The organism is Streptomyces sp. NPDC020489 (assembly GCF_044386545.1).
Lineage (GTDB): Bacteria > Actinomycetota > Actinomycetes > Streptomycetales > Streptomycetaceae > Streptomyces.
On the sequence record NZ_JBIRUZ010000004.1, the window covers coordinates 345,089 to 359,484 of the forward strand.

Genomic DNA, 14,396 nt, shown 5'->3' on the forward strand with positions numbered 1-14,396 from the left:
CCCGCCCGAGCCCCGGCAGTCACTGATGCTGACCGACGCGCGGCTGTCGGGCTGACGTCAGAGTCGAGCCCGCGCTTCAACTGCTGAGTGAGTGATCCGCGACGTTGGGCCTTTGGGGGTCAGCCTGCTGCCGAGGAAAGGCCCCGTGTTTGGGAGGGGCGTTTCACGCGTCGGCTTCTGCTTCTTCGTCCGCACTGGTTTCGTCCTCGATCAGCCCGTACGGCGGACGGTCCTCGTTGCGGCTGTAGCGCACCACCACGCTGCTTTCCACCAGCGGCGGCGGGCTGTTGTCGGCGACGATGAGCTGCGCTCGGCTACCGCGCTCTGCGAGCCAGAGGGAGAGGTGGTGGTAGAAGTCGTCGATGGCGACGGCGTCCGCGATCACGGCATCAAGGGTGCCGCCGTGGCCGAGGTTTTTCTGAGGGCTGTCGATCATGAGGAATCCCGGGTGTGCGGCCCCTGCTTCGACGGCGATCTCGAAGACGGCCAGCTGCCAGGCCAGGGTCAGCAGAGTGCGGGCGCCGGAGGAGGCTTCCTGGTACGGCTCACCGCGTACGAAGGGGGTGAGGTCGGTCTTGATGAAGGGCGTACTGACCTTGGGGTAGCGCCAGGCTCGTAGGAGCTCGCCGTACCGGCCGCTGATCTTGGCAATGACCCGATCGCGGTCGTGGGAGGCGTCTCCGAGTCGTGCGAGTTCCTCGCGGAGACGGGCGATCTGGGCTTCGTGACGTTCCACGGCGTCTGCCCGTTTGGCAAGTCCTTCGCGGAGTTTGACCGCGCTCTCGGCCTGTTCGAGTTGGCGCAGGACCTGTTCGCGCCTTCGGTGGAGGTCGTCGCGGGCGGCGAGGAACGGTGAGACGGAGGGCGACGTCGCGGCGTCCAGCGCGGCGGCGGCTTCCTCTTCCCGGACGGCCGCCTCTTCCGCCCGGAGTTTGAGTGCGGCGAGCGAGGCGCCGAGCTCATCGATGTAGGTGGTGATCTCCTTGAGGCGGGCCTTGGTGGACCGGGTCTCAGCCGCGACGTCCACCCGGTTGTCCCCGGCCTGGCTGCTGGTGTCGACAGCGCCCAGGACCAACGTCCCATCCGCCGCTTGCAGTTCGTGGCGGCAGAGGCTGCAGCGTCCGTTGTCGGCGGTGGGGGGAGCCGGCAGCCGGTTCAGGCAGGCGGGGCAGGTGGTGACGCTCAGGGGGTCGAAGATCTGCTGTGCCTCGCCGAGCATGCCGAGCTTGAGGAGATCGTCGGCGTACTGTGCGCGGAGAGGCATCAGGCGTTGGAGCTGTGTTTCGCAGTCCCGCAGGACCGCTGCCGCCCGTTGCGAAGTCTGGGCCGCGTCCTTGTGCTGTTGGCGCAGCTGGGCCGCGAATTCCGTTCCCGCCTGCGCGCGGCGGTCCAACTCCGTGAGCTGGCCCGTGATGTCAGCCAGCTCCTGTTCGTGGACGGCAGGTGTGGGTTCACCGTCCAGTGCGGTGGGAGCCTGCTCCACGACAAAGGTACGGGCTGCTGCGAGTTCGGCTTTGGCGCGGTTGAGCCGGCCGCCGAGTTCCTGGATGCGCTGGCCGAGTTCGACGGCGCGGTCGTCGTGGACTCCGAAGGCGACGTCGACGACCTGCCGCAGTTTGTGCTTGCGCATGTAGTCGTTCTCGAACAGGAAGTTCTTGTCCGCGACGCGTTCGTTGGGCAGGAAGGCGAGCCACATCAAGTCGCGGAAGCTGAGCGGGTCCGTGCGGGATTCGCTGTTGGTGGGCGCTTCGCGTAGCTGGACGCCTTCCAGCTTGCAGTGACTCAGAAGAAGGGAGGACAGGCTCTCCGGTGCCCCGGGCGGGTCGATGGGCCTGCTCTCGGCCCTAGACGCGGGCCTGCTGTCGAGCGTTCCGCGGCGAACGAAGGCGACTTTCGAAGGCTCTCCGACCGACCGCTCGATCACGTGCGGCTCGCCGGAGAGCTCGACCTCCAAGAGGCATGAACGGACCCTTCGCAGCACCTCCTGGTGGCGGGGGTGCCGTTTCGCGCCGAGCCCATAGGCGATGAACTCCAGCACCGCTGTTTTGCCGGAGCTGAACGCCCCGGCGATGACGGAGAGGTTCCGTACCCGCTGTTCGGCGGTGAAATCGACATCGTAGGACCGCTCCATGCCGACCAGGCGCAGACGGCGGATCCGGATGCCGGGAAGCGGCTCCATGGTGATCATCCCTCCCAGGACGTTTCCAGCAACGGGCCTGGCCCCAGGACGCTCATGAGGGCAGCCGCAGGTCCGCCGGGTCCGTCCGGCCTGAGCCACCGTGCGGTCTGCTCGCGCAGCCTTCTGTCGCTGAGTTTGCGGAGCTGGCGGACGACGATGTCGGCAGCGGTAGCAAAGGAGGTGGCGTAGGTGGCGGTGAACTGCCCGCCGAGGTGCTGACCGACCTCTGTGATCGAGTAGGTGAGGGAGCCGTTGCGATTTCGGACCCGGCAGCACCCATAAGCCATCAGGAGCGCCAAGTCGTGCTGGATCCGTTCTCGCCGGCTCGTGAATCGCTGTGAAGAGGACGCGTAGGCAAGGACCTGCGGGTCGAATCCGGCCAGCCGGAGAAGGCTCGCGTCCCGGCCTTCGGAGGGAATCACGAGGAAGGGGTTCGCGGACAGGAAGTCGTAGTACCCGATGCGTTCCAGGGTCGCCCCGTTTGCGTCCTGCGCGGCGACGGCGTCAAGGAGCAGCAGCAGTTGAGCGAGACGGAAGGGTACCTCGTCCTCGGGCATCACAACCGGCCGGTCTGCTTGCACGGCATGCTCCTCATCTGTGGTCGAGCGGTACGGACGGATGCGAACCCTCAGTCGTCGGCATGGCCGCTCGCGATCTGCCGCCAGTGCGTGACCCACCCTGCCCGACGGTTGTCGACCAGCCGGTGGACCAGACCCCAGCTGTGCGTCACCTCCAGACGCAGCACTTTGGGCAGTTTGTCGTGCTCGCCGCGCACCTCGCGCCATACCCGGCCGTGCAGAGCGGCGAGGGTGCCCTCGGCCGAGCACTCGTTGAACTGCATCTCCCACACCCCGTGAAGGGTGGCGTCGGCAGAGCTCAGTGCGGCAACCTCAGCCGGTACGCCCTTGTGCGCGACTTCGCGCGCCACCAGGTCGGCGTTGAAGAACTGCCGTTTCGCCGAGTCCAGTTCGACGTGGCCGGCCTCGGTCATCTGGCGCACGAACAGAGCCGAGTCGAGCGCTGCCGCCTTGCCCTCCTCCACGTCCAGCACGAGGCGTATCTGCTCCTGGGAGGGGACGGCGGGCGCCGTGAAGGGTTCGTAATAGGCGCGGCGTACCTGGTCACCTTCGGGGCTCAGCAGCTTTCTCACGAGTTTGGTCTCGTCCCACAGCTCGATGACGAGGCCATGAGCCCTCTCCTGCCGCTTCTTCCAGCCGTCCCACCATTGGGCTGCCGGCCCGTCCATGCTGGAGGGGATGCACAGGATCCAGAGCGTGATGGTGTGACCGTTGGCCGCCGCGGCTTTCAGCCCGTTCGCGAGGGACTCGCGAATCTGCTGCGACTGGCTGGTTGTGGTTTTCGGCATGAAGTACTTGGACTGCCAGACAGTGATAGCGCCCCCGAGGTCACCGGCGAAAGCGTCGATTCCCCAGTCGCCTGGATTCGCGGCGATCATCCGGACGTTCGGATTGGTCGCACTGGCGAGCTGCGCGAGCATCTTCTCGAAGTCGGCCCGTGCCCCGTCCGCGCTTCCGGTCCGCAGTTCGTGCACTCCGAAATGGATGGGCGGAACACCAGCTGCCACCGGCATGGAGTTGTCCAAGCTGCACCCCCGCATCCCGCAGGCAAGCCGAACGAACCGCGTTCAGCGGGCTGTTCACCCTGCGCCACACACAGTAACGGCCGTCAGCGTACGTGTTACGGAATCATTCGATCAAGGTGCTTGCGGTCGGCAGTATCCCGGCAGTGGCACGGCGGATGGGGCCGGTATACAGAGACAGCGGCAGTCCACTCGCCCCGTTGGCGTGGGCGATGAACTCCGAGGTGACGGACACGGCCGTCACCTCGGGTGTACGTGTTCCCAGGTCGAGACCGATGGGGGAACGCAATGCGGCTAGTTGCTGTGCCTCGACATCGGTCTCCCGCAAGAGGCGCAGGCGCTCCTCATGGGTGCGGCGGGGCCGTACCGGAACCACGTCCTCGAACCTCGCCATCGCACAGTCCAACAGGGGTGGCCGCCGACGCCTGCCTGCGGCATCCACGCACGACAACTCGACGTATGGCACGGCCTCGTCCGTCCCAGCCGCTACGGCCATAAACGCCTCCAGCGTGCTCACCCCGCACGACTAGGTTCGCTGTCAAGGAAGCCGAAGCGGCTGGGTTCGCTGTCACACGACTCGATTGGATGACGAGGGACAGCAGTTCGCCGGGGGCAGACAGGAAAGATCGCGGAAAGACTGGCCAACGCGGGCGAGGGCATGTCAACGTAGACGACCTTGCAAGAAACCCCAGGTCAGAGAGGTGATTGCCCGTGACCGTAGCGCCCGGCGGCCCTGGTTTCTCCACCAACATCGAAGCCCTGCGGCTGCGCGAATGGCAGCTCGGCCCCGGCCAGCCCACGCTCGTCATGGACCAGTTCTCCGCGGAGGACTTCCACCTGATCGTGGACGACCGCGCGGACGTGCACGTCAGCTCGAAGGACGGCCGCTTCTACCTCGGCTGGTTCCCGCTCGGTCGCCCCGGCACCGACGGCGAGGGATGGACGATCGCCGTCACCGGCACGGCCAAGGTGCCCGGCTACCACCTGTCGTTCGACACCGAGACGCCGGCCGACATCGTCGCCGCCGCCGTGGCACGCGTGCTGGAGACGTCGCGTCGCGTATGACCGTGCAGAGCCCACCAGAAGCCCTCACTCGGAGGGCTGGCTTACTGCCGGCCGCGGGCCCGTTCCTTCTTTCCCGTTTCCCCTCACCCCAGGAGGCTGTTAGTGACGTCCCCGGAGATGACCGTCGGTGATCTCATCGACCTGTTGTCCGCCTGCGACCGGAGTGCTCCGGTCCGCCAGGCCATGAACCCCTTCTTTCCGATGGCACACCGCCTGGCGCAGGTCGTGCAGTCCGTGGACGAGACCGGCCGGACCGTCGTCTACCTCGCCGAAGGGCGGGACGAGGACGCACAACTCGGCCATCTGCCGCCCGAGGTCGCCGTCGACCTGACCTGGCAGGGCCCCGTCCAGGCACCCCCGCGCCGCCCCCGCCGCCGTGCCGGCGGCAACTAGACCCGCACCGAGCCCTTGGAGGCGCCCCTGTACCCCGACTTCCCGCTCGACCCGTCCACCCCGTGTGGCGGCCAGCCCGCGTTCTGGGTCGGTCCCCGGCATCTGGCCGGTGACGATGGGCGCCTCTACGACGCCATCGCCGACACGCTCTCCGGCCTCGGCTGGACGAGCCTGACGATCGTCCGCGGACGGCACGAGCCGGACGAGGCACCGGAGGACCGCCAGGTCCTGCGCAGCACCGTCCTGCACATCAGCCCCGACGCCCTCCGCTGGGCGCAGTGGAGTCTGGCGGACGAGCCGTTCCACCTGGGAGAACCGCCGATCGCCTGGCAGATCTCCGCCCGCGCGGACACGAGCAGCCCGCTCGCTCAGTGGTCGGCCTACTTCACCACCGACGTCCCCGGCGAGGCTGTGACCGACTTCCTCGTCGCGCTCGACGCCCGCGACCAGCCCGCCGTGCCGCTCGCCGGCCCCGAGCTGGTCCTCGACGCTGTCGCCGCCCACGGCTGGCTCCGCGACATCGACCAGCCCCAGGCGGCAGCAATGGACCCGACGTTCACCTCGCACATCAGCCTCGGGGAGGTGCCGCCCCTCATCCAGGACGCCGACCCGCTCGCGCTGACGACCGAGGCCGACGAGGCGGGACCGGCCGGATGGCAGGCATGGGCCGAGCCTGCGCTCGGCGCACCCTGCCTGTGGGCAGCCTCCTTCGGGGCCAGCGTCCCCCACGACCTCGTGGCAGCTTTCGCCGCCTCCCTCAGCTCGACCGCACCGGTCCTGCGTCGGGTGCTGCCCGAGGCCACCCAGGAGCGCCTCCTGCGCGCGCCAGCGATCTAACATCCCGCGCTCGGTTCCCGACGCACGCAGCCCGGCCCCTCCCAGTTGGAGGGCGCCGGGCTTTTTGCTTCCAGGGCCGTAAACGCCGGTGTGTACAACAGGCTGCGGCTCCCTGCCACTGCAGTCGGACAGTAGGCAGCGGCATGTCGGAACAGGTGGGCCGGCCCGGGGCGAGGCGTTGTCGCCGGGGGCCGGTCTTCGAGTTGCCACCCTTTGACGCGGCACGATGCAGGATGCGGCAATGCACCCCAGCCCCGGCGTCCTTGTTGCCGTCGCTCTCGTCGTCGCCGTGACGGTCGCGCTGAAGGTCGTTCACGCCGCAAGCGCACGGCTGCCCTCGCGGCCCAGTGGCAGGCATTCCAGCAGCACCGTAGTTCCGGGCAAGGACAACTTCTCCAGGTCATGCGGGTCTATCAGCACGGACGCCGTGGCTCGAAGGCCGTCGTGACCTGGTGCAACACCGGTCGGCAACAGGACGCCTGGTTCTTCCCGCAGGCGCGTACCTACTCGTCAATGCCTCCAGCGGCTATGGGCCTCACAGCCGCAACCCGGACGTGCTCTACGTGCAGCCCGGCCAGGTTCGAGCCTGGGTGCCCGGCCAAGCTCGCGCCGCTCAGCGCGTCGGTCAGTAACGCGCTGTTGCCCCCGACCACGGTGGTCGGAGGCAGCAGCATGGCGGGCGGGCAGGTCAGCTCGTTGCCGTGGCCTTGGCGAGGGCCTTGTCGAGGTGGCGGTCGACGAGGGCCGGGGAGCCGGAGACGATCAGCAGCAGGCTGCCGTCACGGATCGCGGTCTGCTTGACCACGGTGCTCCGTCCTCCGGTGGAGAACGTCAGGAGCTGGCTCCACTGCTCATCACCGAGGTCGTGGGGTGCGGGCAGCTTCTGCGAGGCCATGTCGATCGGGGTGCCGCCCGCGACGACCTGATAGGTCGGGCAGCCGGTCATGGCGTCGAAGATCCGGTCGATGCCGCCGGACAGCTTCTCCACGCTGTCGCTGTACAGCTCCTCGGAGACCTCCGAGGAGCTGCCGCCATAGGTGAAGGACGCCTTCGCCTTGTGCGGGAAGGTGAGGGTGCCGCCGGTCGCCGCGTCGCCGCCCAGCTCGCTCAGGGCCGGGCAACCGATGACGGTGACGTCGTCGTTCTGGGTGGGGCGCTCGGGCTTGCGCAGGTAGCCGCTACCGAGGTCGCTCTGGTCGAGCAGGCGCGTCTCCAGCGTGGCCGATGTGAGCGGAGCAGCCTGTTGGGTGGCGTCGGTCGGCTTCCCGGTTCGGGTGGAGGGTGCGGTGTCGGGCTTGGTGCTGGCGGCGTTGGTGGAGCAGGCGGGCACGGCGAGGAGAGCTGCGGTGATGCCGAGGGCGGTGGTGGCGACGCGAACGCGCATGACTGAACTGACCCCTTGGTGCTAGGCGACGGGTGGTCAGTGCGGGCCCGCGGGCCCGGTGGGGTCGTAGGAGTGGGGGTCAGTGCCCGAGGTGGCGCAGGCAGTCCTCGAACGTGGCGTGCGTCGCGTCCGCCGGCCCGAAGTTCCGGTTGAACCAGGCGGTGTCGAGGCGGGTCTCCTGCTGCTGGTGGCCGACCCGGCAGCGCAACCAGATCTGGTCGCGCGTGGAAAGGATGAGCCAGTCCCGGTACGCGCCACACTCGGCGCAGGCGACCATCTCACCGTCGAGGACGAGCGGCTGCTTCCACGGCATCATCTTGCCGTCGACCTGGTCGTGGCTGGGCACCCGCAGCTCCGGCGGAAGGAAGTCGTCCACCACGGTGGCCGGCTCGGTGTGCTCCGGCTCGGTCGGCGTCACCCCCAACCCGGGCGGAACCTGGTTCTGCAGCCGCGCCGACAGCTCGGCGAACTGTCGCTGCGCCTCACTGGGCTCCTTGGCGCGGCGGCGTATTCGGTGAAACACCCTGGCGTCCTCCTTCGCCTCGTCCTGCTCACTTCATGATCGTGCCCTCCACCCCTGGCGGTTTCAATTCACAAAGTCCACAGTCTCCTTCGGGCAGGTCATCAGGCAGTTCCTCGCCTCCCGAGGCCGGAGGATGGCGAGTCGGCCACGGCGCGTGTCTCCGGGCGGAAGAGTGACGTTGCCACGGTGTGCCCGAGCACATCTCGTCCTCTCCCACCGCCCAACTGTGCGGCGCCTAACGGCTCGACTCGCCGCACCTGCGCCATTCCCTTCCCTCCTGCGCGTGCTCCGGCGCTCGCACCCCACAGCGCGGGCCTGCACTCCGTCGGGGGCCGGTGTGGCGTATGGCCATGCTGTGGGTCGCGTGCGGGGCGGTGGTGGTGTCCCTGGTCTCGGTGGTGCGCTGATACCGCCCCGGCACTCGGCAGGGCTCACCGGGTCTTGCTCGATGTCTCCTCTCCGCTGTGGCGACGTCCGGGTGCGGAGGGTCTGGTCGTCGTCCTGTGTGTTGCGGACTGGACCCCAACGGAGCTGGTCTCGGGCAGGCTTGAGGCGTCGGCGGGCAGATCGGCCGTCCGCCGCATCCGCCACACCAGTACGTCGCTCACCGAGTCCGCGGTGTCGAGTTCACGACGCTCTACCGCGTCGGACAGAAGAGCGGCCGGATCGTGGCCGGCGGCTTCGGCTTCCGCGATGGTCGCCGCCAGTGCGTACCAGCCGGGCTCGGCAAGGATCTGCTCGGCCAGCCCCGGCAGCGCCTCGCGCAGCAGCACCGTCTGCCGCTGGAGTACCGGTCGGCTCAAACGTCGGCCTCGCTGGTAGAGCAGGCCGAGGGGCTGGACGGCGGCGGCCTGGTAGGCGGTGCGCAGGTGCTCGGCGGCCCGCGCGGCGGCCTCGGCCTGCTGGGCGTGCCCCTTCTTCGCGTGCCAGTGCGCGGCGGCGGTGATCAGGAAGAACAGCATGTCGATGGCCATCGCGGTGGTGGCACCGTCCTCGCCGCGGCCGAGGGCGGGACCGCCGTGGACGAGGTCGCGTGCGGCCTGCCGCAGCGCGCGATCGTGCCCGCGTACGGCGCGGACGTGGGAGCGTGAGGCCCGCTCGAAGGCCGTTGCTGCGTCGCGCAGTTCGCGGCGGGTGTGGGCGGCGGACGTCTTCGCGAGCGCGTCCAGGACCTCGCCGGCTGCGGCGATGTGGGCGGCGGCGACGGCGTCCTCGCCGTGCTGGACGACGAGCACGGCCTGCCACGCTGCCGACGCCGTCCCGCGACGGGCGGAGGCCGGAGCGCCTGGCCCCGTACGGATCGCTTCCTCCTGCCGGGCCGCCGGATCGTTCTGGGCGGCGCCGGACCAGCGCTCTCGGATGCGGGGTAGCGAGAGGTCGGGGGCGAGGCGTGCGCCGGGGTAGAACACTGGCTCGCCGTCCTTGTTCAGGTCGTCGGGCAGAGCGACCTTGTATCCGAGGAGATCTCCGGAGGGCGCGGCGCGCTTGCGGATCAGAAGGCCGGCGGCGGCAAGCCGGTCGAAGAACTCCTCGTCGTTCCTCGCACCGCTCACCGCGCGCCTTACGGTTTCGCGCAGTTCCTCGCGGGCGGTCCGCTCGCGGCCCTGGCGGTCGGCCTTGTGACGTTCGGCGCTGGTGGGCCGTTGGGCCGCTGTGCCGTCGCCGGGCGCGACCTTGCGGAGGCCGAGCTCCTTCTCGATGAGGCGGGCTTCAGCCTGGGCGCGGGCGCCGGAGCGATAGTCGTCGGGGCGGTGGCCGTCCTCGGTTACGAGGGTGGCGACGATGTGGATGTGGTCGTCCGCGTGTCGTACGGCCGCCCAGCGGCAGCCGGGCTGTCCCTCGCCGGGGTCGATGCCGGTGGCGGCGACGATACGGCGGGCTATGTCGGCCCACTCCTCGTCGGACAGGATCCGGTCTCCTGGATCGGCGCGGACAGAGGTGTGCCACACGTGCTTGGCCGGTCGGGCGTGCTCGGCGAGGGCCATCACGGGTTGGTCCAGGATCTGCTGGAGATCCTTGAGAGTGGCGTTGGGGTCGCGGCCGGGGTCGGGGGACATGCCGTCGAAGGAGGCGACGAGGTGGGGGTCGGTGTGATCCTCGTACTTGCCGGTCTCGTAGAGGTATTTAAGGAGGCCGATGGTCCGTGATCCCGACTCGTTCACGCTGGGGATCATGAGCCGTGGTGCTCGATCAGCCGGGCTGCGGCTTCGTGCGCGGTGTCGGCCGCACGCCGGACAGCGGAGATCGCCGCTTCGAGCTGGGGAGCGTCAGCACCGGAGTTGAGCGCCTTGACTGCCTGATTGAGGTTGCTGCCGGCCCAGCCGAGGCGGCGGCGGCTGTCGAACAGGGCTGTGATCACTTCGCGTTCGTCGGCGATCTCGGTGCTGGTGCGGTCGAGATCGCGGGCGGCGGCGAGCGCGGAGCGGGCGAGGAAGCCGGCGACGGACAGATTGCATCGGGCGGCGGCGGACTTGATCAGGGCGAGCTCGTCTTCGTTGAAACGTGTGGCGGGCTGGTGCAGGCGCTTCTTCTCGGGCGGTTGACGCGGGCGCTGACGGGCGCGAGGTGCGCGCTGTCGGCGTGCACGCGGTTCGGGCTGCTTCTCCTCCTGCCCCGGCTTCGATCCGCCCTCGGTCGAAGCCTCCAGGACCTGCGCCCCCCGGTGCAGGTCCTCTCCCGCCGCCTCGGGGGCGGGTTTGGCGGAAGCTATGCTTCCGCCCCAACTTGCTCGCCCCGAGATCGAGTTGGAGTTGCGAGCAGGTTCCGGGGTGGTGCCGTTTTGGGTGGGGTTCGTCATCGGATTTCGGGCCTCATGGTGCGGGTGTGGTGCTGGATGGTCGCGGCCAGCGCGACGACGTCGGCCGATCCCATGAGGACGCGGACGGGGCCGTCGGGCCGGTCCTGGACGAGCCACTGGCCGGTCGGTGCGAGGACGGCGGCGTGCAGGAGTCGCCGGCGGACCAGGACGTCCGCCCAGGCGCTGGCCTCGGCGGCAGTGGGCTCGGAAGAGCGAGGGGGACGCGAAATCACTTACGTGTCTCCTGAGCGGGGCGGTGGCCCGGCACGGAGCCGGGCCACCCGTTGCGGATAGGGGTGCTGAGCTGGGTCTTTGCCGGTTCAGCCGCACTCGGGGCAGCGCCCGACGTGGCTGTTGAGCGCCCGGGCCATCCGCTGCTTCATTGAGGCAGCCTGCTTTGCGCTGGACTTCGCCGCCGGCCTGCCTTCGTGCCGCTTGGAGTGGGCGAGCATGAAGCCGATCTCCCGCTCGTACTCCGCACGGACGGTGTCGAACTGGTGGCAGGTCTTCATCGGGCGGTGCTCCTTGTCTTCGTGGTGTCGTCGCTCCGCAGTTCCTGGAGGACGAGGCTCAGCCGGTCGTTCCGGCCGCCCTTCAGGCCCTCGCGGCGGAGGATCTCCCGCAGCTGGACCCGGGTGACGGACTCGTTGCCGTCCCGTTCGAGCAGGGCGGGGACGTGGGGGCGGACCTGCTGGACGAGCTGGTCTACCGACTGCTCCAGCTCGTGTGGCGGGCGCTGTGTCTGCGGGGTGCGGGACCGGCCGCGCTTGCCCTTGTTCTTCGTCCTGGTCTTCGTGGTCGTCTTCCGTCGGAGAGGGACCTTGTGTCCCCGGTCCCCGGTGGGTTCGGTCCCCGATTGGGTGGCGGTCGGTCCCCGGTCCCCGGTGGGTTCGGTCCCCGACTCGGTGGCGGTCGGTCCCCGATGCGAATCAGGGCCCTGAGCAGGTACTTCTCGCGCAGGAAGGTCGGTCCCCACGCTTCCGGCGTCTCCCGACGGGGCTTCCGAATCGGCGGGACCGGTCCCCGGGACCGCGTCCCTTTCTGGGGCCTCGATCCCCACGCCGGTCCCCGCGTCGTCGCCTTCGGTCCCCGCGCTTGACGACTCCGTCGAGTCCGCGATTTCGGGGACCGGTCCCCTCGGGTTGCACGGTCCCCGGTCCCCGCCCGACTCGTCGGGACCGGCTACGGGGACCGGCGCTTTCGAGGCCGGGTGCGAGGGGACCGTGGCTGCCGTGGCGGTGCTGTGCACCGGGGACCAGGGGGAGGGCAGCGGGACCGTAGCGAGCGCGAGGGCGTGCCGGCGGGCGGCGAGCTGGTCGAGCAGCTGCGCGCGCTGGCGGGCGTCGGTCCCGACCGAGGCCCTGCCGACCGCCTTCGACAGGCGCCGGGTGAGTCGACGGCCGCTCCGACTCCGCTGCTGCTCGGGTGTGCGCTCGGCGAGGCGGGCGGCGAGGGTGACCGCGCGGGCGGTGGCCCGGTCCCGGGTGATCTGCGCGGCGTCGCGGTCTCGCGCGGCGATGCCGAGTCGGGACAGGAGACGCTCGCGTGCCTCCCGGCCCAGGACGGCGATCAGTCCGTGGGAGGCGGCGCCCGGGGTGCGCAGGCGCAGCTCGATCCCCATCGCGAGGTGCCACAGCATTGCCGCCATGACCGGCCCGACGAAGGCCCGGACTGTGCCGCCGATAGGACCGCTCTCGGCGTAGGCAGGGATCACCTGCACTCCGGTGATCACCCAGACCAGGGTGCCCGGCAGACCAGGAGCACCCTGAGCGGCCAGGTTCTGACGTGCCATCAGCGCGGTCGCGAAGAGCGCGAGCTCGGCCGCGGCGAACATCCCGGCTCGTTCAGCGGTGCCGGCCATGTCGAGGTAGTCGGCGGCGAAGCGCCAGCTCGTGTCTGCGCTGTAGGCGGTGCAGCCGAGAGCGGCAAGGGCGGCGACCTTGACCGCCGGGCCGCCGAGACGTTTCTGCGGGCGGGTTCCGCGGCGCCGGAACGCCCAGGCGGTCAGCACCAGCACGAGAGCGGCGGGCAGGCCGGCGGCGAGGAGGAGAGGGAGGTCCGGAGCGGCGCTGAGGGCCAGGACGGGGTGGGTCATGCGGCCTTTCCGAGAGGGGCGGGCGCCGGAGTCGACGCTGCCGGGCGGGCCACCGGCTGCTGTGTGGCGGGTGCGGCGGGCGCGGGGCTGCCTGCTGCCGGAGTGGGCTTCTTCCGCTTCTTCTTGGGCCTCGGCACGCCGTAGGTGCGGTCGCGGTCGAACACCTTGTTGGCCGCCTGCCGGAGCAGGTCTCGGGCGTGCTTGTGGCTGATCTGCAGGGCGGCGGCGAGCCGGTCGGGCCGCCAGCCGCGCACGTAGGCGTGGTCGATGACGACCTGCCGCTCGGCCTCGGTCAGGTGCACGTCGCGTCCCCGGAAGAAGGCCGTCACGCGCCGGTAGTCGAGGCGCTGGGGCAGTCCGTCGTGCCAGGGACGCCGTTCGGCCTCGGTGAGGCCGCCCCAGATGCCCTCCTTGAGGACGTTCTCCAGGGCGTAGTCGAGGCAGTCGCGGCGTACCGGGCACCAGCCGCACAGCTCCTTCGCCTCAGCGATGGCCTCGTGGTCCCGGGGGAGGGGGAAGAAGACGGCGTCCGCGTCCTCGACATCCATGCCGTGGCACGCCCCGCGGGTGTGCCAACTGGTGTCTCCGATGCCGCGCAGGCCGGTGGCCGGCGCGTCGTGGGTGGTGATGTGGCGCAAGGCGATCTCCGGTGTGCTGCCGCGTCGGCCGGCAGGGGCGGTGCTGGGCGGATGCGGCGTCGGGTGCCAGCTGCGGCGCGGGGGCGTGCGCCGCAGCCGGGGCGGGACGGTGGTGTTGGGTGGCTGTGCACCGGATGGGATGCACGGGCCGGATGTGCCGGTCAGGCCATGGCGGGCTGCTGGACCTGCTCGGTCTGCTCGGTCTGCTGGGCGGCGGCGAGGTCGAGGCGGCCGGGATGCGGGGTGGCGCGCGGGGCAGTCCCGCGCGCTCCGCCGTCGGGGCCGATCCGGCGGCGACGACACGGCTCGCCGGGCTGGGCCAGGCACCACTCGCACCGGAAGCTCAGAGCGTCGGGCAGCCCTTGCGCGACGGCGGCCTCACGCGCTGCTCGGGCCGGCCGGTAGGGCGCGAGGGCGGCACGGGCTGCGGGCGGTATGCAGGAGCCGATCTCCCTCAGCCGGGACTCCAGCTTCGGGTCGATCCCGTCGCGACCGGTGGTGATCGCCCGAGCCTGTGCGGGCTGCGCAGTGCCGGCGGCGACGGCGCGGCGGGTGCCGACCAGCTCGGCGGTCCAGGCGGCCTGGTCGTCGGGGTCGACGGACGGTGTGGGGTCGGAGTGCCGGGCCAGGCGGTCGCGCCGGTAGCTCTCCCAGGGGCGGGCGACGTCCGCGGGCAGGATCTGGTACGGCGAGGTGCGGATGTGCTGGCGGGCGGCGACGCGGGCGTCCCAGCCGTGCGCGGTGGCCATCGGCACGTCGCCGAGCAGCTCGTGCCACTGGGCGAGCTGGTCGCGGGCCTCGCCCTGGTCGGTGCGGATGGTGCGGGGGTCGAGTCGGCCGATGTAGGCCAGCAGGGCGGCGATTTCGCGGCGGTCCACGGTGTGG

Annotated in this window: 16 protein-coding genes; 3 read left to right on the forward strand and 13 right to left on the reverse strand. The window is 70.3% G+C overall.

Translation table 11 applies throughout. The features are described from left to right. Positions 1-163: 163 nt before the first annotated feature. The 4 genes from ACH41F_RS12085 to ACH41F_RS12100 form a co-directional block, all read right to left on the reverse strand. The gene (locus tag ACH41F_RS12085) at positions 164-2,188 is read right to left on the reverse strand and encodes a DNA recombination protein RecN (protein WP_398834740.1); all 2,025 of its coding nucleotides are present in this window, start codon (positions 2,186-2,188) and stop codon (positions 164-166) included. After that, complete coding sequence (locus ACH41F_RS12090) at positions 2,185-2,736, reverse strand: ABC-three component system middle component 2 (RefSeq protein ID WP_398834743.1); 552 nt, start codon at positions 2,734-2,736, stop codon at positions 2,185-2,187. The genes ACH41F_RS12085 and ACH41F_RS12090 overlap by 4 nt, the downstream gene beginning before the upstream one ends. A 71-nt stretch (positions 2,737-2,807) precedes the next feature. Further along, on the reverse strand, positions 2,808-3,782 hold the full coding sequence (locus tag ACH41F_RS12095; RefSeq protein ID WP_398834746.1) for a serine/threonine protein kinase: 975 nt from the start codon (positions 3,780-3,782) through the stop codon (positions 2,808-2,810). Positions 3,783-3,885: 103 nt separating this feature from the next. Beyond that, positions 3,886-4,173 (reverse strand): XdhC family protein, encoded by a 288-nt coding sequence (locus ACH41F_RS12100; RefSeq protein WP_398834748.1) that lies wholly within the window; start codon positions 4,171-4,173, stop codon positions 3,886-3,888. Between the two features lie 317 nt (positions 4,174-4,490). Between ACH41F_RS12100 and ACH41F_RS12105 the strand changes: the two genes are divergently transcribed. The 3 genes from ACH41F_RS12105 to ACH41F_RS12115 all read left to right on the forward strand — a co-directional run bounded on the left by ACH41F_RS12105 (position 4,491) and on the right by ACH41F_RS12115 (position 6,074). Then, positions 4,491-4,844: a DUF317 domain-containing protein gene (locus ACH41F_RS12105; RefSeq protein ID WP_398834751.1), complete on the forward strand. Its 354-nt coding sequence runs from the start codon at positions 4,491-4,493 to the stop codon at positions 4,842-4,844. 102 nt (positions 4,845-4,946) lie between these two features. Next, positions 4,947-5,237, forward strand: a complete 291-nt coding sequence (locus tag ACH41F_RS12110) for a hypothetical protein (protein ID WP_358282823.1) — start codon at positions 4,947-4,949, stop codon at positions 5,235-5,237. 15 nt (positions 5,238-5,252) lie between these two features. Continuing rightward, a complete protein-coding gene (locus ACH41F_RS12115) occupies positions 5,253-6,074 on the forward strand; it encodes a DUF317 domain-containing protein (RefSeq protein ID WP_398834753.1) in 822 nt (273 codons plus the stop codon). Positions 6,075-6,762: 688 nt separating this feature from the next. Here ACH41F_RS12115 and ACH41F_RS12120 read toward each other — a convergent pair. The 9 genes from ACH41F_RS12120 to ACH41F_RS12160 form a co-directional block, all read right to left on the reverse strand. Next, on the reverse strand, positions 6,763-7,458 hold the full coding sequence (locus tag ACH41F_RS12120; protein ID WP_398834756.1) for a hypothetical protein: 696 nt from the start codon (positions 7,456-7,458) through the stop codon (positions 6,763-6,765). A gap of 79 nt (positions 7,459-7,537) precedes the next feature. After that, positions 7,538-7,981: a hypothetical protein gene (locus ACH41F_RS12125; protein WP_398834759.1), complete on the reverse strand. Its 444-nt coding sequence runs from the start codon at positions 7,979-7,981 to the stop codon at positions 7,538-7,540. A 431-nt stretch (positions 7,982-8,412) separates the two neighbouring features. Continuing rightward, entirely contained in the window at positions 8,413-10,155 is a 1,743-nt protein-coding gene (locus tag ACH41F_RS12130; protein WP_398834762.1) for a relaxase/mobilization nuclease domain-containing protein, read from the reverse strand. Next, complete coding sequence (locus tag ACH41F_RS12135) at positions 10,152-10,778, reverse strand: hypothetical protein (RefSeq protein ID WP_358714617.1); 627 nt, start codon at positions 10,776-10,778, stop codon at positions 10,152-10,154. Before ACH41F_RS12135 ends, ACH41F_RS12130 begins: the two co-directional genes overlap by 4 nt. Continuing rightward, entirely contained in the window at positions 10,775-11,011 is a 237-nt protein-coding gene (locus tag ACH41F_RS12140; RefSeq protein WP_358714616.1) for a hypothetical protein, read from the reverse strand. Before ACH41F_RS12140 ends, ACH41F_RS12135 begins: the two co-directional genes overlap by 4 nt. 87 nt (positions 11,012-11,098) lie before the next feature. Then, the gene (locus tag ACH41F_RS12145) at positions 11,099-11,290 is read right to left on the reverse strand and encodes a hypothetical protein (protein WP_398834766.1); all 192 of its coding nucleotides are present in this window, start codon (positions 11,288-11,290) and stop codon (positions 11,099-11,101) included. Beyond that, entirely contained in the window at positions 11,287-12,873 is a 1,587-nt protein-coding gene (locus tag ACH41F_RS12150; protein WP_398834768.1) for a hypothetical protein, read from the reverse strand. Before ACH41F_RS12150 ends, ACH41F_RS12145 begins: the two co-directional genes overlap by 4 nt. After that, complete coding sequence (locus ACH41F_RS12155; protein ID WP_358282808.1) at positions 12,870-13,511, reverse strand: WhiB family transcriptional regulator; 642 nt, start codon at positions 13,509-13,511, stop codon at positions 12,870-12,872. The genes ACH41F_RS12150 and ACH41F_RS12155 overlap by 4 nt, the downstream gene beginning before the upstream one ends. A 161-nt stretch (positions 13,512-13,672) precedes the next feature. Beyond that, the gene (locus ACH41F_RS12160; RefSeq protein ID WP_398834770.1) at positions 13,673-14,389 is read right to left on the reverse strand and encodes a hypothetical protein; all 717 of its coding nucleotides are present in this window, start codon (positions 14,387-14,389) and stop codon (positions 13,673-13,675) included. Positions 14,390-14,396: the final 7 nt, after the last annotated feature.